The organism is Pontibacter aquaedesilientis (assembly GCF_014773225.1).
Taxonomy (GTDB): Bacteria; Bacteroidota; Bacteroidia; order Cytophagales; family Hymenobacteraceae; genus Pontibacter; species Pontibacter aquaedesilientis.
The window spans coordinates 1-18010 of sequence record NZ_JACXAJ010000014.1; the positions used below are offsets into that span (position 1 = coordinate 1).

At 49.5% G+C, this 18010-nt stretch carries 19 protein-coding genes and 3 tRNA genes; 10 read left to right on the forward strand and 12 right to left on the reverse strand.

Annotation, left to right across the window (positions count from 1 at the left end):
- Window positions 1-136 precede the first annotated feature (136 nt).
- Both H9Q13_RS17695 and gyrB read right to left on the reverse strand, forming a co-directional pair.
- Window positions 137-715 (reverse strand): hypothetical protein, encoded by a 579-nt coding sequence (locus H9Q13_RS17695; RefSeq protein ID WP_191185147.1) that lies wholly within the window; start codon window positions 713-715, stop codon window positions 137-139.
- 218 nt (window positions 716-933) lie between these two features.
- Window positions 934-2895, reverse strand: coding sequence for a DNA topoisomerase (ATP-hydrolyzing) subunit B (gene gyrB / locus H9Q13_RS17700; RefSeq protein ID WP_191185148.1), 1962 nt, complete (start codon window positions 2893-2895; stop codon window positions 934-936).
- Window positions 2896-3337: 442 nt separating this feature from the next.
- On the opposite strand from gyrB, the gene H9Q13_RS17705 reads away from it, so the two are divergent.
- From H9Q13_RS17705 to H9Q13_RS17720, 4 genes are all read left to right on the forward strand, one after another.
- Window positions 3338-3781 (forward strand): DUF2267 domain-containing protein, encoded by a 444-nt coding sequence (locus tag H9Q13_RS17705; RefSeq protein WP_224744378.1) that lies wholly within the window; start codon window positions 3338-3340, stop codon window positions 3779-3781.
- A 184-nt stretch (window positions 3782-3965) separates the two neighbouring features.
- Window positions 3966-4394: a hypothetical protein gene (locus H9Q13_RS17710; protein WP_191185149.1), complete on the forward strand. Its 429-nt coding sequence runs from the start codon at window positions 3966-3968 to the stop codon at window positions 4392-4394.
- On the forward strand, window positions 4381-5064 hold the full coding sequence (locus H9Q13_RS17715) for an SCO family protein (RefSeq protein ID WP_191185150.1): 684 nt from the start codon (window positions 4381-4383) through the stop codon (window positions 5062-5064). Before H9Q13_RS17710 ends, H9Q13_RS17715 begins: the two co-directional genes overlap by 14 nt.
- On the forward strand, window positions 5054-5476 hold the full coding sequence (locus tag H9Q13_RS17720) for a c-type cytochrome (protein WP_191185151.1): 423 nt from the start codon (window positions 5054-5056) through the stop codon (window positions 5474-5476). Before H9Q13_RS17715 ends, H9Q13_RS17720 begins: the two co-directional genes overlap by 11 nt.
- A gap of 58 nt (window positions 5477-5534) precedes the next feature.
- On the opposite strand, the gene H9Q13_RS17725 is transcribed toward H9Q13_RS17720, so the two are convergent.
- The 5 genes from H9Q13_RS17725 to H9Q13_RS17745 all read right to left on the reverse strand — a co-directional run bounded on the left by H9Q13_RS17725 (window position 5535) and on the right by H9Q13_RS17745 (window position 8266).
- Window positions 5535-6041 carry a cupin domain-containing protein gene (locus H9Q13_RS17725; protein ID WP_191185165.1) on the reverse strand — a complete coding sequence of 169 codons (507 nt, stop codon included), beginning with the start codon at window positions 6039-6041 and terminating at the stop codon, window positions 5535-5537.
- A 163-nt stretch (window positions 6042-6204) separates the two neighbouring features.
- Window positions 6205-7440: an amidohydrolase family protein gene (locus tag H9Q13_RS17730; protein WP_191185152.1), complete on the reverse strand. Its 1236-nt coding sequence runs from the start codon at window positions 7438-7440 to the stop codon at window positions 6205-6207.
- Between the two features lie 402 nt (window positions 7441-7842).
- A tRNA-Arg gene (locus H9Q13_RS17735) sits at window positions 7843-7916 on the reverse strand.
- A 70-nt stretch (window positions 7917-7986) separates the two neighbouring features.
- A tRNA-Pro gene (locus tag H9Q13_RS17740) sits at window positions 7987-8060 on the reverse strand.
- Between the two features lie 119 nt (window positions 8061-8179).
- Window positions 8180-8266, reverse strand: a tRNA-Ser gene (locus H9Q13_RS17745).
- A gap of 321 nt (window positions 8267-8587) precedes the next feature.
- Between H9Q13_RS17745 and H9Q13_RS17750 the strand changes: the two genes are divergently transcribed.
- From H9Q13_RS17750 to H9Q13_RS17770, 5 genes are all read left to right on the forward strand, one after another.
- Window positions 8588-9559 carry a vWA domain-containing protein gene (locus tag H9Q13_RS17750; protein ID WP_191185153.1) on the forward strand — a complete coding sequence of 324 codons (972 nt, stop codon included), beginning with the start codon at window positions 8588-8590 and terminating at the stop codon, window positions 9557-9559.
- Entirely contained in the window at window positions 9556-10545 is a 990-nt protein-coding gene (locus H9Q13_RS17755) for a tetratricopeptide repeat protein (RefSeq protein ID WP_191185154.1), read from the forward strand. Before H9Q13_RS17750 ends, H9Q13_RS17755 begins: the two co-directional genes overlap by 4 nt.
- Before the next feature lie 89 nt (window positions 10546-10634).
- A complete protein-coding gene (locus tag H9Q13_RS17760) occupies window positions 10635-11180 on the forward strand; it encodes a heme NO-binding domain-containing protein (RefSeq protein ID WP_191185155.1) in 546 nt (181 codons plus the stop codon).
- Window positions 11181-11235: 55 nt separating this feature from the next.
- Complete coding sequence (locus H9Q13_RS17765; RefSeq protein WP_191185156.1) at window positions 11236-11841, forward strand: TetR/AcrR family transcriptional regulator; 606 nt, start codon at window positions 11236-11238, stop codon at window positions 11839-11841.
- 61 nt (window positions 11842-11902) lie between these two features.
- Window positions 11903-12424, forward strand: coding sequence for an acyl-CoA thioesterase (locus H9Q13_RS17770; protein ID WP_191185157.1), 522 nt, complete (start codon window positions 11903-11905; stop codon window positions 12422-12424).
- 373 nt (window positions 12425-12797) lie between these two features.
- Here H9Q13_RS17770 and H9Q13_RS17775 read toward each other — a convergent pair whose 3' ends face one another.
- The 5 genes from H9Q13_RS17775 to H9Q13_RS17795 all read right to left on the reverse strand — a co-directional run bounded on the left by H9Q13_RS17775 (window position 12798) and on the right by H9Q13_RS17795 (window position 15912).
- Window positions 12798-13115: a putative quinol monooxygenase gene (locus tag H9Q13_RS17775; RefSeq protein ID WP_191185158.1), complete on the reverse strand. Its 318-nt coding sequence runs from the start codon at window positions 13113-13115 to the stop codon at window positions 12798-12800.
- 12 nt (window positions 13116-13127) lie between these two features.
- The gene (locus H9Q13_RS17780) at window positions 13128-13718 is read right to left on the reverse strand and encodes a class I SAM-dependent methyltransferase (protein ID WP_191185159.1); all 591 of its coding nucleotides are present in this window, start codon (window positions 13716-13718) and stop codon (window positions 13128-13130) included.
- Between the two features lie 70 nt (window positions 13719-13788).
- Complete coding sequence (locus H9Q13_RS17785) at window positions 13789-14418, reverse strand: DoxX family membrane protein (RefSeq protein ID WP_191185160.1); 630 nt, start codon at window positions 14416-14418, stop codon at window positions 13789-13791.
- Window positions 14419-14472: 54 nt separating this feature from the next.
- Window positions 14473-15153 carry a hypothetical protein gene (locus H9Q13_RS17790; protein ID WP_191185161.1) on the reverse strand — a complete coding sequence of 227 codons (681 nt, stop codon included), beginning with the start codon at window positions 15151-15153 and terminating at the stop codon, window positions 14473-14475.
- 87 nt (window positions 15154-15240) lie between these two features.
- Entirely contained in the window at window positions 15241-15912 is a 672-nt protein-coding gene (locus tag H9Q13_RS17795; RefSeq protein WP_191185162.1) for a hypothetical protein, read from the reverse strand.
- 614 nt (window positions 15913-16526) lie between these two features.
- On the opposite strand from H9Q13_RS17795, the gene ltrA reads away from it, so the two are divergent.
- Complete coding sequence (gene ltrA, locus H9Q13_RS17800) at window positions 16527-17843, forward strand: group II intron reverse transcriptase/maturase (RefSeq protein WP_191185163.1); 1317 nt, start codon at window positions 16527-16529, stop codon at window positions 17841-17843.
- The last annotated feature ends 167 nt before the right edge of the window (window positions 17844-18010 follow it).

The following is an 18010-nucleotide window of genomic DNA, read 5'->3' on the forward strand; positions in this document are numbered from 1 at the left end:
TCATGGCCCTGCCCAGACCGGAGTCGAGGACGCTTTTGTGGTTATTTTTTGTGTCAGGAGAAGGGGCGCCTTGGGGAAAGGAATAGGAATCAGAAGTTACTGAGGAGTTGTGCAACAGCTACCCTTGTTAGGTGATTTAATTTTTCAACGCTTTTTTAAAGATGTCTCTACCAGTGATAAACTTCTGCCTGCTCTTAATTTCAGGAAGCTTTTCAAGGAAGTGTTCTGGTGTATATGCTTCTATTATTTTGTAATCTTCCTTAGTCATTATTTCAAATTTATAATTTGCAGCGTCAGATAAAGTGTATGCAGTGACTGTGGAATCAGGGTTTTCCCTTTGAGTTATGTTAAGAGAGTCTGAGTTTAAAGTCCAAAAACCTAATTGGTCCAACTGGCTTAACAGCAATTGTGCATTTTCCTTGTCGTAGGAATTTACCTTAATAGTTGGTTTCCTAAAGTCGCCATTCTTCTTCTTTTTGGAGGCTAATGTTATTGAATTCCACTGTCCGTCTTTAAGCGCCAAAATTTGATAGAACTGCCTATCGCTCCACCAATAGCTTTCTTCTGTATAAGCAATTAAGAAATCATACTTCCCTTCAAAGTTCTTATAGATAGTCGATTCATTTGATTGATTTGAGTCGGAATGAATGACAGGAATTTGTCCATAGCCACACGTGCTCAAGAGCAAAAGTATATGTAACAACAGTATCTTCATTCTTCTTTATTATACCACCTAACTAGTGTATAAACGTCACTATGACGTTTATCTACCTTATGTGCGGAGTACTATCAGTTCACATAGCACATATGCCTACACATACCTACACTTATCTAATATACACAATTCGTATATACACTTTACAAAATAGAAATAAAAAAGCGGCTGCCTTCTTTCGAAGACAGCCGCTTTTAAAATAGTATCGTCTGATAAGTTTACACGTCTACACGGGCATACTTGGCATTGCGCTCAATAAAGTCACGGCGAGGACCTACCTCGTCGCCCATAAGCATAGAGAATAGGTGGTCGGCCTCAGCAGCAGACTCAATTGTCACACGCTTCAAGCTGCGGGTATCCGGGTCCATTGTCGTGTTCCAAAGCTGCTCCGGGTTCATCTCACCAAGACCTTTGTATCGCTGTACGCCTACGCTCTCGTCCTTGCCCTTGCCTAGTTCGGCAACCGCTTCCATGCGGTCCTGCTCACTCCAGCAATAGCGCTCTTCTTTACCCTTCTTTACCAGGTATAGCGGCGGCAGTGCAATGTAGATATAGCCGTTCTCGATCAGTTCTTTCATGTAACGGAAGAAGAAGGTCAGGATCAGGGTTCGGATGTGCGAACCGTCCACGTCCGCATCCGTCATGATGATGATGCGGTGGTAACGAAGCTTCTCCATGTTCAGGGCCTTCTCGCCGTCTGCCGTTCCGAAGCTCACGCCCAAGGCAGTGATCATGTTCTTGATCTCTTCGTTCTCGTAGATGCGGTGCTCCTGCGCCTTCTCCACGTTCAGGATCTTACCACGAAGCGGCAGGATGGCCTGGAAACGACGGTTACGGCCCTGCTTAGCAGAACCACCCGCTGAGTCACCTTCCACCAGGTATATCTCGCAGTTCTCCGGGTTGTTGTCGGAGCAGTCGGCCAGTTTACCTGGCAGGCTGGTACCGGACAGTACGCTCTTACGCTGCACCATTTCACGCGCCTTGCGGGCTGCGAAACGGGCTTGTGCTGCCAATATCACTTTCTGAACGATGATACGGGCCTCTTTCGGGTTTTCCTCCAGGAACTCGTTCAGCATTTCGCCAACAGCTATGTCCACAGCACCACCCACATCGGAGTTACCCAGTTTGGTTTTGGTCTGTCCCTCGAACTGCGGCTCAGCTACTTTTACCGAAATAACGGCTGTCAGACCTTCGCGGAAGTCATCACCGGCGATCTCGATTTTCACCTTGTCCAGCATACCTGACTTGTCGGCATAAGCCTTGAGCGTACGGGTAAGGGCACGACGGAAACCACCTACGTGGGTACCGCCTTCTATGGTGTTGATGTTGTTCACATACGAGAAGATGTTCTCGGTATAGGAGGTATTGTATTGCAGGGCAATCTCAACCGGCACACCATTTTTCTCGCTCTCAATATGGATCGGCTCCGGTATCAGGTTCTCACGTGTCTCATCCAGGTAAGCCACAAACTCCTTCAGACCGCCTTCTGAGTAGAATGACTCTGACAAAACAGGTTTCCCTTCTTCGTCGAGTTCACGCAAATCTTCCAGGTTAATGCGGATGCCCTTGTTGAGGAACGCCAGTTCGCGGAGACGGCTGGCAATGGTATCGTACTTGTACTCGGTGGTAGTGAAAATAGAACCGTCCGGCGTAAACTGCACTGTAGTGCCTGTTTTGTCGGTTGTACCAATTTCACGCACCGGGTAAGCCGGCGCACCGATGTTATAATGCTGCTCAAATATCTTTCCGTTGCGGTGCACGGTCACGTGCAGGTCAGTTGAGAGGGCGTTCACGCAGGATACACCCACACCGTGCAGACCACCGGAAACTTTATAGGTATCTTTATCGAACTTACCACCGGCATGCAGTACCGTCATCACCACTTCCAGCGCCGAACGGCCTTCTTTCTGGTGGAAATCGGTAGGGATGCCGCGTCCGTTGTCGGACACTGTGATAGAGTTATCGGGATTAATAGAAACGTTAATGGTGTCGCAATGTCCGGCCAGGGCTTCGTCAATGGAGTTGTCCACTACTTCCCACACCAGGTGGTGCAGGCCCTTGATACCGATATCGCCGATGTACATGGCAGGACGCTTGCGAACCGCCTCTAGTCCTTCCAGTACCTGTATACTATCTGCTGAATAATTGTTGTGCAATTGTTTTTCTTCCACTTCACTCATGTGTTTGAAAAGATAGATTGAATAGGTAAAATTACCACTTTTATTTGGTTTTAGCTATACTTTTAGCGCCTGTAATTTGGCATTAGTCAGGGTATGGCTTTAAGCATGGCGTGCAGGGGATTCCCGCATCTTATTTTCAACAAAAAAACCATCTCATTAGTGCCTGCTTTACAAATACTTCCCCTTTAAAATACAAACAAAATCCATCTCCTATACTAGCTTGCCTGTTCGTTTATCCACCTACTAAGGGCAACCGACTGGCACGGCCACAATAAGTGCCCGTAAAGGATGTCGCCCCGGCGGATGGGCATAGTGCTGCTCCCGCCACAATTTTGCCATAGCCTGTGTTAGCCGACTTTCACTAACCTGCCGGATACGCTCCCTCATAAGCGACAACCCTCCTATACCTGCACCGTTCAAAAAAGAGTAATGCAAGCAAATAATGAAGGAGGTAAGTATGGCGATGAACTTTGAAAATTATCAGAAAGAGGCCAAAACGTGGTTACACGAGCTTTGCGACTATCTGGGTATAGAAGACGAGCAGAAGGCTGCCCGCATTTTCCGGGTGGTGCTGCACGCTATCCGCGACCGTATACCTGCAGGCGAAGCTATCCATCTGGCTGCCCAGCTCCCCATCATCTGGAAAGGCATTTACTTCGACGGCTTCACGCTGCATGCGGAGCCGATTCGCATACGCCACGAAAAGGAATGGCTGGAGTTCATCCGCTCCAAAGATACCTTTGCCGGCAATGCCGACTTCCCTACCCTGGACCACGTCCACTACGCCTTTCAGGATGTGATGAAGTTTCTGCGCAGCCGCATGTCAGAAGGGCAGTACAACCAACTGGCACACTCGCTGCACTCGAATATTTCGGTGCCCGCTTAAGATCAATCTGCATGTTTTAACTCAAAGGCCTGGCGCATAGCCGGGCTTTTTATTGCTGCCAGCAACTCGTATACCTGCACGCTATACCTATACCTTAAAACTTACCGGCAGCAATAGCTGTTATTTTGGCGGATGCCATACCTTTGCAGCCGTACCTGAATCTCAACACCCTTAATTTTTTGCGATGAAAAAGTGGTTCCTATACCTTGCCCTTCCATTTGCGCTGGCCGGCTGCCAGGGAGAGCCCTCGGAGGCTTCCCAAAAAGAGTCTTTGGAAACTGAAGTGATGGCGCTGCACGACGAGGCCATGGCTGACATGAGCAAGATCTACCGCCTGCGCCGCAACCTCACCACCCTACGCGACTCGCTCTCAGCCCACACAGCCGACACCGCCGTGACCAGCCTGCTCACACGCCGTATCGCACAGCTAGAGGCAGCCGACGAAGCCATGATGGACTGGATGCGCAACTACAAGGCACCCGACACGCTTGAACACCAACAAGCCATGCTATACCTACAGCAAGAAAACAGCAAGATGGCCCGCGTGAAATCGCTCATGGACAGCACTATAACCAACGCTCAGGAAACGTACGCTCAATATGAAAAGAAATAAAATCACCCGATCATTATTCGCCTTGCTACTGTTATGCTTTGCCGGTGCTTGGCAGGGCTGTTCCGACAAATCATCCGCCGCCGGGGACTTGCCAATACTGGGCGAGCGCCAGGTGGTGCAGCGTGAAGCGGACGGCCGGCAGGTAACCGACACCGTGTACCACACCATACCTGATTTCGCCTTTATCAACCAGGACAGCCAGGTGGTGACTAGCCTGACGGTGCAGGACAAGGTATACGTCACCGACTTTTTCTTCACAACCTGCCCGACCATCTGCCCCAAAATGAAAAGCCAGATGCTGCGGGTATACGAGGCTTTCAAAGATGAGCCGCAGCTGGTGCTCCTCTCCCATACCATCGACCCGAAACACGACACCGTGGCCGTGCTCCGAGACTACGCCGACCGTCTGCAGGTGAGCAGCGACAAGTGGCATTTCGTGACCGGCGAGAAAGACAGCATTTACAGCATCGCCATGCAGTATATGGTGACAGCCCTGGAAGATGAACAGGAACCTGGCGGTTTTGTGCATAGCGGCGCCTTTGTGCTTGTGGACCAGAACCGCCACGTGCGCGGCATTTACGACGGCACTGACCCCGCCCAGGTCGACAAACTTATCCAGGACATTCCTGCCCTATTGCCTAAGAAGAACAAGAAGAAGGATGCAAATTAAAACTAAGCTGCTGCCCATGGCCGCAGGTATAGCGGCCTTGCTCACGCTCACCCAGTGCTTCACGGATAAGCAAAACGAAGGGGAGCGCCTCTATACCCAGTACTGCGCCAACTGCCACATGGACGACGGGAGCGGCCTCCGCAACCTCATTCCGCCCCTGGCCGGTGCAGACTACCTCGTGAACCATCGTGACGAACTCGCCTGCATTATACAGCACGGACAGACAGGTAATATCGTGGTGAACGGTAAGAACTACAACCAGGGAATGCCAGCCTTCGAGCACCTCAACAAAGGGCAGATCACCAATATTCTCAACTACGTGCAAACCAACTTCGGCAACAGCAATCCGCGTTTCACTATACCTGAAGTGGAAAAGCAGTTGTTCGATTGCCGGCATTTGCTGGAGCAATAACGCAAAATGGCGCTGCAACCCGAGTTACAGCGCCATTTTTTATCTATACCTGTCTGGCTTATCTGCCAAAGTCATCCTGCACCCGCACGATATCCTCTTCATTGGAAGGATTCTCCGCGTCTGTATGCTGCCAGATCTCGGCCAGCACGCCCCAACCATCCAGTCCGACCAAGCGATGACGCTCGCCCTGGCGCAGCGTGATCAGGTCGCCGGGGTTCAGAACTTTCAACTGGCCTTCTTCATCAGTGTCGCTGGTCACGACGCCCACACGGCCTTTCACTACTTTCCAGATTTCGGCGCGGCGGTAGTGGTACTGCCAGCTTAGGCGCTTGTTAGGCGCCACCAGCAATATCTTAGGGCTCAGTTTACCGGAAATCTTCAGCTGGTCCACCGGCATGCTGTCGAAGTAGGTATTGGCAAATTGCTGCGCCTGGCTTTCGTCAATCACAAAAAATCCGCCCCAGGGCCTGGTCTGGTCCTGGCTGCTGATGTTGAATTGCTGCTCTTTTAGTTTCCGCTCTGTCTCCTGAAAAAGGGTCGTTTTGTCAATCGTATCGGTCGTCATATCAGTTTGATGCTTCAAGGGTGTTAGCTGTTATGTTGCAGGTATAAACGGGGTTTCCCGTCCTGTGTTACAGCAGGTATAGGCTAACGAAAAATACGCTCCGCCTGTTGGGGCGAAGCGTAAATTTAGAAGATTTCTTTACAAAGCAGTTTATGATTTCATTCTATTTCCTATCCTGTACCCGCCCCCTCAGAATCACCTGATGAATCTTAGTTGTATTTCGGATATCCAGCAGAGGGTTTTCGTCCAGCAACAGCAGGTTGGCGTGTTTGCCTACTGAAACTGTCCCGTACTCGTCCAGCACGCCCAAATATCTGGCCGCATTGTAAGTGGCTATTTTCAGGACGGTGGCATCGGAAAAGCCAGCATCTGCCAAATAGTGCAGCTCTTGGTGCAAGGCCAGGCCGGGCAGGTTGTAAGGATTGGGCGAATCGGTTCCGGCCAGAATATAATCTGCATGGTCCATGAAATGGTCTTGCAGCACCTGCTTATTGAAGTCATACTTCACCTTAAAATTCAGCCCTACCTGCTTTGGCAAGCTCGACCACCAACCCAATAGCCCGCTTGCTGGTTCCAGGTGCTTCACCTTATCCAACTGCTCACGCACAAGTGCATTATTAAAGTTTCCGTACAGGCTCAGCGTTGGGCACAACCACACTTTGTTTTGCTTCAGGCGATGTGCAAGTGGGGCCAGATTTGACTTCTCGTAGTGTGGGTATAACGACAAACGTTGCCCTTCTTCCTTGCCGTGCTCCAGGTGCGGGGTAGTTGAAAGGGCAAACTGAATAAGGCCATCCAAATGCTCAATCGATCTGTGGCGTGGATCGCCGAAATTTTCGGAAGGCAGCGTATAGGGAATATGTCCGCTCACACGCATTCCTGCCGCGTCGGCCACACGCAGTATTTCCAGGTATACGTCAGGCGCCAACCGGTTATAAACCTTTATTTCATCATACCCCTTTTGTTGATGCTCCCTCACCAGGCGCTCCACATCACTTTTGTTTTCCAGTACCGGACCACTGTGGTTGTCGCCCCAAAGCGGTGGGTTTCCGTCATACAGCGGGGACGCCACAAACAGGTCCGGGCCAACCATCAGCTCTTTGTTGATTGAGTCCCGCCAGGCGAGGAGCCCTTCATTGCCGGCCATTACCCGCACATTGGTAATGCCATACTTCAGAAATGTGTCCAGGTAATTCCTATTAGAGGGGCCAATATGCGCATGCATTTCAAAAAGTCCGGGAATGACGTAGCGACCCCCGCCGTCAATTACTTCATGGTTTTTAGTCTGGCGCTTTTTTGGTTTAAGAGAGGTGATTTTACCATCTGTGATCAAGATCTCATTTTGCGGATAGAGCCGGCCAGACACAACATCCACAATTTTCACATTGGTCAGGTGCATGTTTTGAGCATAACCAGAAACGCATAAGACCAAAGCACAAGCAAGTATACTGAGGGTAATTTTCAACATAAAGTAGGGATTCTAGGTGGAATAGATGCAGCTAAAGATGGGCTGGAGAGCGGAAGGTTGCATCTGTGTGGAGCTGCATGCATTTGAAACCGGAGATCAAGTAGGCATTTGCTCAAAATCTCAAATTAACGCATGCATGGACGCTCTGGGATCAGGCTGGTTTTTAATCCACCTGGCAGGCTTGTACAAGGCTGTCCAGCTTGCGCAGACTGTAGCGCCTAAGCAGCAAATTACATGATATGACGCTGGAGGGTCTGATGAAAGGAATCTGATCCGGGAAACAAAAAAACCCTCTCCGCATTGCTGCAAAGAGGGTTTTTCAATGTTTTACTGTGATCCCATTTGGATTCGAACCAAAGACCTACTGCTTAGAAGGCAGTTGCTCTATCCAGCTGAGCTATGGGACCAGCGTCCTTAGGAGAGCAGTTGCTCTACCCTTAAACAAAAAATTTCGGAATTGCTTCCGAAATTTTTTAGTCGGGGTGGCAGGATTCGAACCTACGACCTCCACATCCCAAATGTGGCGCGATACCGGGCTACGCTACACCCCGAACTATAATGCCTTCAACTCCGGTTAGCGATTTTGTGTCGCCGTTAATGTTGAACGCGGTGCAAAAGTAAGCGAAGAATTTAAATTGTCAAAACTTTTTCAATTTATTTTTTTCGCTTGCGGAGGAGGGGGGATTCGAACCCCCGGTACCGTTTCCAGTACGGCAGTTTAGCAAACTGCTGGTTTAAGCCACTCACCCACCCCTCCGGGTCTCACCCTGCTGATGAGATTGCAAACATACTACATTAAATTTGCCCACACAATAGCACCCCCTAAAATTTTAGCAAATAAACCCGCCTTAAATGCCCCCATACTGCTTTTACAAGCACTAACTACTTGATTCTATTCAGCTTTCTAACACGATATTTTTCTTGAAAATTTTTACTCCGGGAGCGCTCCCACATCCATTTGAGGCCTCCCTTCTCCTTCCACTATTCCTGTGTTGATGACAAGCCACGCTCAAAAGCCCCTCACATTGGCTTTCCTTTCTTATATTTGTCATCGGGCAATGCCCTATAACTGCTATACATGACCTGGTACCAAACTATTACCCTGCTCGAGATCTTATTCGGTGTGCTGTTCCTCGGACTGTACATCGGGTACCTGCTTCGGGTACGCCGCATAGCTGCCTTCTTCGGGCAACGGCCGCATGGCGTATGGGTTAAGTTTGTGCTGCGCCATCTTTATGTAATTCTTCTGATCATCGCGGTGCTGGGACCCTCGTTCGGAGCCATGAAAAAGGAGATCAAGACCATCGGCAAGGACATTTACATCGCTGTGGACCTTTCAGCCTCCATGGATGCCAACGACGTGCAGCCTTCGCGACTGGAGCGGGCCAAGCGCGACATACTGCTTTTGTTGAGTCGATTCAATTCCGACCGCATCGGGCTGATCGTCTTTTCGTCGGAGGCCTACCTGCAAAGTCCCCTTACCTACGACCAGAATGCGCTTCAACTCTATACCCAGACGCTGCGCACGGGCCTGCTGGAACACGGCGGCACCAGCTTTGACCCAGTGCTTGAACTGGTCTCGAGCAAATTCGGACAGACGGCTGCGCCCGAGGCCGAGGAGCAGAAAGCCCGCCTTCTGGTGCTCATCAGCGATGGCGAAGATTTTGACGGCAGGCTCAGCGATTGGGCAGACCGACTCAACGAACAGAACATAAGGGTTTTCACAGTAGGTATAGGCACCACCGACGGTAGCCGTATACCTGTGGGCAATGATTTTAAACGGGACCAGAACGGTAATCCGGTCATCACGAAACTGCACCCCGAAGGGCTCGCCCAACTGGCGGAAGCAACGAATGGCGATTATTTTGAGGTGACTGAGCGCGTAAGCGAAATCAACCGCCTGATCAGCGCCATCAACAACATTGAGGGCGAACTGCGCGAGAGCAAGACCATCGATGTAACTGCCAACAAGTATGTTTACCCCCTGGCGCTTGCCCTGCTTCTTATTCTGCTGGACGTGCTGATCACCGTTAAGCTGATACGCATATGAAATCCCTGATCGCCGGCATATTGCTTATTGGGTTGCTCACGGGTGGCGTGGGTTCTATTTCGCGTATCAATGAGTACACGGCCCTGGCTGCCATTGCCTACCAGCAGGGGGAGTACATCGAGGCGATCGCCGCTTATGAATACTTACTGGAAGAGCTGGAAGTGAAAGATGAGCAATTGCGTCTTAATCTGGGCCATGCCTATTTCAGGGCCGGGGAAATGCAAAAGGCACAGCAGCAGTATACCCTGCTTACCGCACAGGCATCCGGTCAAACCAAATCAGTGGCCCTGCTGCAGATAGGTGCCATTGCCGCCCGCGCCAGGAAATACAAACAGGCACTTTCCTTTTTCCGGAACGCACTGATTGCTGACCCGGCGAACGATGCGGCCCGTTACAATTACGAGTTGCTCAAAAAATACCTGGACCTCAGGCCAGAACTGGCCGAAGAAGAGGAGGAAGATAACGGGCCATTGCCAACCGACCAGGCACAAGGCCAGCAGCAACCCGACGGACAGGAGCAACTCCCGCCACCTGACGAGGAAGACCAGGCCCCTAAACCCAAGAAGAAGCCTGACAACGCCGGCGACCAGGAGGAGGAAATAGAATCGCAGGAACAGGCTGACAACGGCCAGAACGAACAGCCTGGCCCTGGCAATGAGCAAAACCAACCCGACAACGGCACGGGCAACCGCCCTGAAAACAAGGACAAGCAAGAGGCCAGCGGCAACGAACCTGGTGATACCAAAGGCATGAACCCGGACAACAGCTATGACCCGGCACGGCCAGAGCGCAGCCCCAGCAGCGATCCGGCTGCCGAGAGAGAGCAGCGTGTGCAAACCCGCAACAACCGCCTGCAGCAGATGAACATTAACCCCGAAAAAGCCCGGATGATGCTGGAGGCCATGCGCCATGCGGAGCAGCAGTATATCCAGCAGCTGCCAAAAAAATCAACCCGAAAACCAGATCCGTCAAAACCAAATTGGTAGTTCGCTTGTTTGAATGCTCCAGAATACCCAACCATTTTGCCTGACAAGCAAGTAACGGGTGAAATCTGGAGCGCTCAAAATTGTCATAAATGCACGGATTTATATTTTTACAGCTTAAGAAATACATTCAGCAAAAACACGGGACAGACGCCTGGCCGCAACTGGTGAGGCTGGCGCAGGTTTCGCAGGCGCACTACAGCGCAACTGAGGTATACCCGGACGCCGACATCACCAAGCTTATCTCGGCAGCCTGTCGCCAGTGGAATGCAAACTCTGATGAACTGCTGGAAGAAATGGGGACTTTTCTGGTGCCTGACCTACTGGACATTTACAACATCTACTTAAAACCGGACTGGCGCACTCTGGACTTAGTAGAGCATACCCAAAACGCCATGCACCGTGCCGTGAAAGTCGCCACCCCAGAGGCGAATCCCCCCACGCTGCACGTCACCCGCATTAACCCACACAGGCTCATCATTGATTATTACTCCCGCAGAAAAATGGCCTCGCTGGCCGTTGGCATCATCAAAGGTATAGCCGAGTATTTCCAGGAGTCAGACAGGATCTCTATTGAACTAGACACTTACAGTGACGGGGACCGGATCCAGATTGAGGTGCAGTACCTTGCCAATTGAATTCCAATTAGGAAAAATAAACCGATTGGTTTAATTTGCAAACTGATAACCTTATATGGAAATAGCTACCAGCAAAGCCGAACGAACGCGTCAACTCATTGTGGAGCGCTCTGCCCCCATCTTTAACCAGAAAGGGTTTGCCGGCACGTCCATGCAGGACATCATGGCAGCTACCGGCCTGACAAAAGGCGGCATATATGGGCACTTTGAGAGTAAGGAAGAAATAGCACTTGCCGCTTTCGAACACGCCGCCGGCATCATAACGCGGCAGATTTTTGATAGGATTGCGCAGCATGAGCGTGCTTCTGACAAATTGAAAGCTATACTTGCTTACTACAGGCAATACCTTATTTCATCTCCTGTGACAGGTGGTTGCCCGGTTATGAACACTGCCGTTGAAGCTGATGACACCAATCCCCTGCTGCGGGCCAGTGTGATTAAAGTACTGAACCGTCTGCACAAGGCAGTAGCCAATATTGTGAACCAAGGTATAGCGGAGGGCGAGTTTAGGCCTGGTGCAAATGCCTCTAATTTTTCGATTCTTTTTGTAAGCATGATCGAAGGAGGCATTATGCTCTCTAAAGCCTACGGCGACAGCAAACATCTGAACACCGTGATCAAGCATCTGGAGCAATTGATCGAAACGGAATTGAAAACCTGATATTTTTTTGAATTAAAATAAACCGATTGGTCTTTTTACTATCAACTTACCAAAACAAAAAATGGAAAGAAACTACGAGAAAATACTGGAAAGCACCGCGCTCATCCGCTTCGAGGACTGTGACCCGTTCGGGCATTTGAATAACGGCCGCTACATCGACTATTACCTGAACGCACGTGAGGACCAGGTGCGCGATAACTACGGTCTGGACATTTACGCCATGGCCAAAACCACTGGCAGAGCCTGGGTAGTGGCCTCCAACCAACTGGCCTACCTGCGTGAAGTGAAGTTTATGGAAACGGTTAAGATTAAGACTTGTCTGCGCTGGTTCAACGGCTCCGACCTGCTCATGGAAGGGCAGATGGTGGACATCCATACGGGTGCCATCATCTCGGTGATCTGGACCCGCTTTGCTTACATTGATATTCGCAAAGGCCAAAAGGCGACGCACGAAGATGAGCTTGTCGCTTTGTTCAATAAAGTTGCTGTGCTGGGCGAGGGAAAGCGGGAAGCATACTTTGAAGATCGGGTGAAAGAACTTCGCCAGGAATCGGCTGCTCAGGCAGTTGCTCCACAGGTATAGCCAGCATTTTCTATACCTGTACAACTACCTCCAAAAGTAGCATGACTACCAGTAAGTCAATGTTTTATGTAAGAATTTTTCTGAATATTTAAAACATACTTTTGCATTAAGAGTATAATCAACTCATAGTGCGGAATAAACCTATGAAAAACAGGCAGCTATAAACTAGCTGCCTTTATTTTTATACCCGCTCTACGGGCTGTAAACCTATAACTTGATGTTTGGCGTGTACGCCACTTCCAGCACAAATCCATTCGGGTCACAGAAGTCCACGGTATAGTAAGTCGTATCGCATGGCGGCATCTATTGCGGTCCCCGAATAATGTCAGCTCTTATGATTCTCAGCCATGCTCCTACCTGGTCTACCACCAGCTTATTGAGCTATCCCTGCGCCGCCTAAAATCTCGAGTTCCTGGCCTTTCTGTGGCATTCCGTCAAGGATCGGCATGGCCTGCGAAATCAATGCTCTCACCCCTTCCACGTTCAGGGAGTTGTCGTGGTCTTCTTTGCTGTCCCATACCTCCGTCACCCACACGGCTTCCTCCTCTTTTCTGTCTTTGCTGATCAGGTATAAATGACAGCCCTTCGCAGTCGAAACCAGTTGCGAGGCCTCAAGTAGTATAGCGGCTAATTTTTCTCCGTTTCCTGCGGTTGCTTTCAGCTTCCCGTGAAGCCCGTATTTCTTTGACATGTCTTCAGTATTTTAAGTAATGTTTGGCTTGATGGCATGAAAATAATGATTCTCACCTTCGTCTTCAAATTCTTCCAGCAAGGTCAGCCCCGATGCGGCCAATAGTTTGCTGTATTGTTCTGCTCCAAGCGACCTGGATAGCTGTTTTGTCATCACATCTGTCCACTCAGTTTTTTGATACGGAGCTGTAAATAACAGCTTACCCCCTGAACGTAATGCCGCGGCGGCTTTTTGTATTACTTTAACCTGTGAATCCTCAGGCAACAGGAAAATCAGTCCCCAAGCGATAACTGCGTCAAATTTGCGATTGAAAAACGAGGAATCTTCGACGGCCTCACAAACCACTGGAGCATTCGGGAAATTTTTGCGGAATTCATTTATTAAAGTGATGGAGACGTCAAGACCATACACCGCCATACCTTCATCCATCAACACCTTTGAGATCGGGATGCCCGTCCCGCAACCCAGGTCTAACACAGCGGCTCCTTGCGGCAGTGCCCGGGCCCATTCACGTACAGATGAGGAACCTATCCCCTTCATGTTTCGCCCCCGGCTTTCGATAAACCTGTCCGCTATGTCTTCATACCCGTTCGATTTGTCCATGGCAGTTGTGATGGTTATACTTGGGTAAAACGTATTTAGCCGTAAGGCGGCCTAGATGTTTTATGGCTGGCTAACTCATGATATTATTTAGTATTCCCTGTACGCCTGACCATACATTTTCTGGATTTAGGATGATGTAGAACAAAGCTTTTGGGATTACACTAGCTACTTCTATAGCTATCGCAACAATAGGTAATAATAAGTATAGCCAAATTGGGTACTTGAATTTGGGATTTACGTTTTGCCATACTTCATTCCAAATGACTTCCATCTTACTCTTGTAGTGCCATAGTATTAAAAAGTCTAACAGGATGTAAAATGAAAGGCGCCATGTAAAGGCATTAGCCATAGCTGGCGGCATAAAAGTTAGGTCGATGAGTAAAATCGTAGTTACTATCGGAAGGAAAAGGAACGCTCCAAGTAAGGCAGTTCTGTTTATGATTAAGAGAGCACCACAAATCAACTGTGAGATGCCAATTAATGCCTTGAAGGGTTGCTGGTCGAACATGTACCATGAGACACGAAACAAGTCTAAATCCTTCAACGGTGTTGCTAGCTCTGCGTCACTTATACCAAACTGACCATCCACCATTTTGCTGTAGCCATACCTAAGGAAGGTCCATCCAATTAGAAACCTTGCCGCAAGTATAAAGTAGTCCCAGTGTTTCTCTCTAGGTATTTTCTTCAGAAGCTTCATCATCCCATTATTTGCCCAACGTTACTCGTGCAGCCGAAGCCCGAAGCAAAGCAAGGGTTACGGCTGCACTTGGTTAGCCGCTATTTTATTTGCTCTTTTCATTCTAGCCTGCATTACATTGACGATTAAAGGCATAGAAGATCCATATATCAATAGGATAGCGCTCAGCTTCTTCAAAGTCATTTCCCCAGCAACTACCAAGTATAAAATATAGGGTATTAGAAGGATAAGAACAATCGTCATAACATAAGCCACGTATCTATGAACTTTCCTGTCATAATGATTTGAGTATTGCAGGAGCTCATCAGTCGGTCTTATCTCTTCTGTCATTCTTCTCTCCACTTCTTCTTTAAAAGCCACGAATGTTTTCCTGTTTTGGCTTTCATCTATTTTGCTGGGTATAGAAATTTCCTGGTCGAACCTGAATTTAATAGTAAACACTTCAAGTTCGTTCCTATCTTCTATATTTAAGCTGTGGATTTCATTCCATAGAATTTCTCCATGTTTTCTGCTGGTAAGGCCTTGGTCGTTTATAATAAAATGTTCACTTTGCTTCGAAACCAAATATGCTAAGTAAAACGATAGAAGTGTACCAGATAGGATAAGCCCACCCATAAGGCCACCGCTTATACCGAAATTAACTTCTAGGTAAACTGGTATTGAGATGGAAAGTACCATGCCTACAAAACCTACCGCAATAAGTCTACCACCGGCTACGAATTTTATATTATATTCCATTTAAATTTTGGCTAACGGCTCGTGCATGAGGCGTGCAAGGCCGTCGGCCGAAGCATGACTTATGCGCCTTGTTAGCCACAGTTTTTCTTATATTTTTAGCCTTATATAGCTGTAATCTTCTTCCTTGGGAATACCGTTTATTTCCAATACTCTCTCTACAGGAAGAATTTGGATAATTAATGAACTAGGCGATTCCCAATAAAAATCATAGGGTGACCATTTCTGCTGATTTATCTCAAGGAACTTAGTTAGGTTCTGTCCGTTGTTCTCAATCCTTAATATCTGAATCCCAAGTGGAGGCCCTTCTAAACCATATGGCATTGAAAGACTTGCGAGCATTTTTTTGTCGGGGGAGATATAAGGCCTAGTCCAAGTCGTATCTATTTTACCTGTTGATTTGTCAACCAGATAGCATTCATAATGCTCCCAGAAGTAACCCTCTACAAGGAGTTTATTAATAGACTTAATCTGCCCTACATACTTGTATTCCCTTATTTCATCATCATCGGATTCAGGGCTGTTTAATGTGTCCTTAAAAGCGGTTAGAGATTTCCACTTTCCGTTTGTCAAGACTTCTATTACACCATTTTTCTTTCGTGAATTGACAGTGTCTGGTGTCAGCTCATCTGAGCTTGCCTTTTTAGCCTTATCAAAATCTGCTTTTGTCGCATTTTCAATTAAGTAATGAAAAGCCGCTTTTTCCTTTAATTCGGTTGGGTTTTCAGTTTCCCTAGTTTCCTGAATATTTTCTTCTGTCAATACCGTTTCAGCTGGTTTGCTGCTACAGCTAAATATGAATGTCAATAACAGCAAAGGCAGGACTCTTTTCATCATTAAAGTTTTGGCTAACGTACTTGGCCATAAGGCGGCGTAGCTGGCTTATGGGTGTGGTGTGCGCCCAGTATGGGCACCTGATACCGAAGGTATCAAAATATTCCAGAGGGTGCAAGTCCCTTGCAGGCGAGTTGGTGAAGCCTGTTAGCAAGCCGCAAGCTGGCTGGCCGTGAGGCGGCAGTGAAGAAAGCGGGACTGCAAAATCCGGTACTGACGAACAGAAAGTACATAAGAGGCATATTAGCGTGGGTAAGCAAGCACCTCTTTGCAAAGCCCCTGGCCAACAACCGCTAGTGTGTAGATGTGCCAGGAATCGGAGGAAGGAAGGTGCTCTTACCTGGGGAGGTCTCCCGGCGTCGTGCACGCAGGGAGAAGTCAGCAGATGCCATAGTAGTCATCTGGAAACGAGCCGTAAGCGCTACGGAGGCCTCACAGGATGACGAAGGGCCGAACGTTAAGTTATCCCCAATTCGGCAGGGAGGCACAGCCAGCCTTGCCTTAAGCGGGACAGAGATTACGAGTACAAGTAGTAGTAACAGATGATCGAGAAGGTACTTCACCGGGGCAACATGCTCAAGGCATACAGGCACGTGCTGGCAAACAAAGGCTCGGCAGGTGTGGACGGTATGCGGGTGGAGGAGCTGGCCTCGCACCTGAGACAAAACAGGGACGCGATCGCCACGGCCAGCTGCAACGGCAGGTACCTGCCTTCTCCTATCTTAGGGGTGGAGATACCCAAGGGCAACGGCAAGACCCGACTGCTGGGCATTCCCACCCTCACCGACCGCGTGCTGCAGCAGGCGGTTAACCAGGTGCTGAGCCCGCTCCTCGAGCTGGAGTTCACCGAGCACAGCTACGGCTTCCGCCCGGGCCGCAACGCCCACCAGGCCGTGCAGCAGGCGCACAGCCACATTCATGAGGGCTATCAGCACATTGTTGACATCGACCTTGCCAACTTCTTCGACGAGGTGGACCACTGCCTCTTGCTGCAGCTGCTCTACCGGAAGGTGAAATGCCCCCTTACGCTTCGCCTCATCCGCAAATGGCTCCGGGCTCCCATCCTTATCAAGGGGAGGCTGGCCAAACGCCGGAAAGGCGTGCCGCAGGGAAGCCCGCTCTCGCCGCTCCTCTCCAACATCATGCTCCACGAGCTGGACAAGGAGCTGGAAAGGCAGGAGCTGCGCTATGTCCGCTATGCCGACGACTTCAGTGTCTACACCAACAGCAGGGAGACAGCCCGAAAGGTGGGCAACGCCGTGTTCCTGTTCCTGCGGGACAGGCTAAGGCTGCCCATCAACCGGGAGAAGTCCGGCATCAGGCGGCCAGTGGATTTCCAGCTACTGGGCCACGGGTTCGTGCCCACCTACAGGAAGGGCGACAAGGGCAAATACCAACTGGTGGTGGCAAAGAAGGGATGGGACAGGCTGAAGCAGAAGCTGAAGGCTATCACCCGCAAAACCACGCCCAGTGCTTTTGATGAGCGTATCCGGGAACTGAAAGAGGCGCAGCGAGGCTGGGTCCACTACTTCCGCATGGCAAGTATACAGGGCAAGCTCAAAGACCTCGACAGTTGGATACGCAACAGGCTCAGGCACTGCATCTGGCATGATTGGAAAGGACCGGAGCGGAAAAGGAAAAACCTGATTCGGCTGGGGGTACCAAAAGGTCAGGCCTATGCCTGGAGCAGGACCAGGAAAGGAGGATGGGCAGTGGCCCAGAGTCCGATGCTGATCACGACGGTGACGGTGAAAAGGCTTGCCCGCAGGGGCTACGAATCATTGCTCGACTACTACAGGAAAGTAGCTCCACAGCTTAACGAACCGCTGTATACGAGACCCGTACGTACAGTGGTGTGAGAGGCGCACCCCGTCAGCTATCGCTGGCGGGGCCGTCTACTCGATTAGCCACAGGTTTTCTTCAAATTTTGTACACTACCTTGAGAGATGAATTGATTCTGTCTTTTAGCATTTCTATCAGTTCAGGCTCAAGGTACTCGTATTCATCTTCTATATGAAGTACTTCT

Excerpts from the sequence above, each read along its gene's own strand:
- H9Q13_RS17705 (WP_224744378.1), top strand. The coding sequence starts at position 3,338 with ATGAAGGAGGTAAGTATGGCGATGAACTTTGAAAATTATCAGAAAGAG.
- H9Q13_RS17730 (WP_191185152.1), bottom strand. The coding sequence starts at position 7,440 with ATGCACCTGACCAATGTGAAAATTGTGGATGTTGTGTCTGGCCGGCTC.
- ltrA (WP_191185163.1), top strand. The coding sequence starts at position 16,527 with ATGATCGAGAAGGTACTTCACCGGGGCAACATGCTCAAGGCATACAGG.
- H9Q13_RS17695 (WP_191185147.1), bottom strand. The coding sequence starts at position 715 with ATGAAGATACTGTTGTTACATATACTTTTGCTCTTGAGCACGTGTGGC.
- H9Q13_RS17785 (WP_191185160.1), bottom strand. The coding sequence starts at position 14,418 with ATGATGAAGCTTCTGAAGAAAATACCTAGAGAGAAACACTGGGACTAC.
- H9Q13_RS17725 (WP_191185165.1), bottom strand. The coding sequence starts at position 6,041 with ATGACGACCGATACGATTGACAAAACGACCCTTTTTCAGGAGACAGAG.
- H9Q13_RS17790 (WP_191185161.1), bottom strand. The coding sequence starts at position 15,153 with ATGGAATATAATATAAAATTCGTAGCCGGTGGTAGACTTATTGCGGTA.
- H9Q13_RS17760 (WP_191185155.1), top strand. The coding sequence starts at position 10,635 with ATGCACGGATTTATATTTTTACAGCTTAAGAAATACATTCAGCAAAAA.
- H9Q13_RS17765 (WP_191185156.1), top strand. The coding sequence starts at position 11,236 with ATGGAAATAGCTACCAGCAAAGCCGAACGAACGCGTCAACTCATTGTG.
- H9Q13_RS17775 (WP_191185158.1), bottom strand. The coding sequence starts at position 13,115 with ATGTCAAAGAAATACGGGCTTCACGGGAAGCTGAAAGCAACCGCAGGA.
- H9Q13_RS17720 (WP_191185151.1), top strand. The coding sequence starts at position 5,054 with ATGCAAATTAAAACTAAGCTGCTGCCCATGGCCGCAGGTATAGCGGCC.
- H9Q13_RS17710 (WP_191185149.1), top strand. The coding sequence starts at position 3,966 with ATGAAAAAGTGGTTCCTATACCTTGCCCTTCCATTTGCGCTGGCCGGC.
- H9Q13_RS17750 (WP_191185153.1), top strand. The coding sequence starts at position 8,588 with ATGACCTGGTACCAAACTATTACCCTGCTCGAGATCTTATTCGGTGTG.
- H9Q13_RS17770 (WP_191185157.1), top strand. The coding sequence starts at position 11,903 with ATGGAAAGAAACTACGAGAAAATACTGGAAAGCACCGCGCTCATCCGC.
- gyrB (WP_191185148.1), bottom strand. The coding sequence starts at position 2,895 with ATGAGTGAAGTGGAAGAAAAACAATTGCACAACAATTATTCAGCAGAT.
- H9Q13_RS17715 (WP_191185150.1), top strand. The coding sequence starts at position 4,381 with ATGAAAAGAAATAAAATCACCCGATCATTATTCGCCTTGCTACTGTTA.
- H9Q13_RS17755 (WP_191185154.1), top strand. The coding sequence starts at position 9,556 with ATGAAATCCCTGATCGCCGGCATATTGCTTATTGGGTTGCTCACGGGT.
- H9Q13_RS17780 (WP_191185159.1), bottom strand. The coding sequence starts at position 13,718 with ATGGACAAATCGAACGGGTATGAAGACATAGCGGACAGGTTTATCGAA.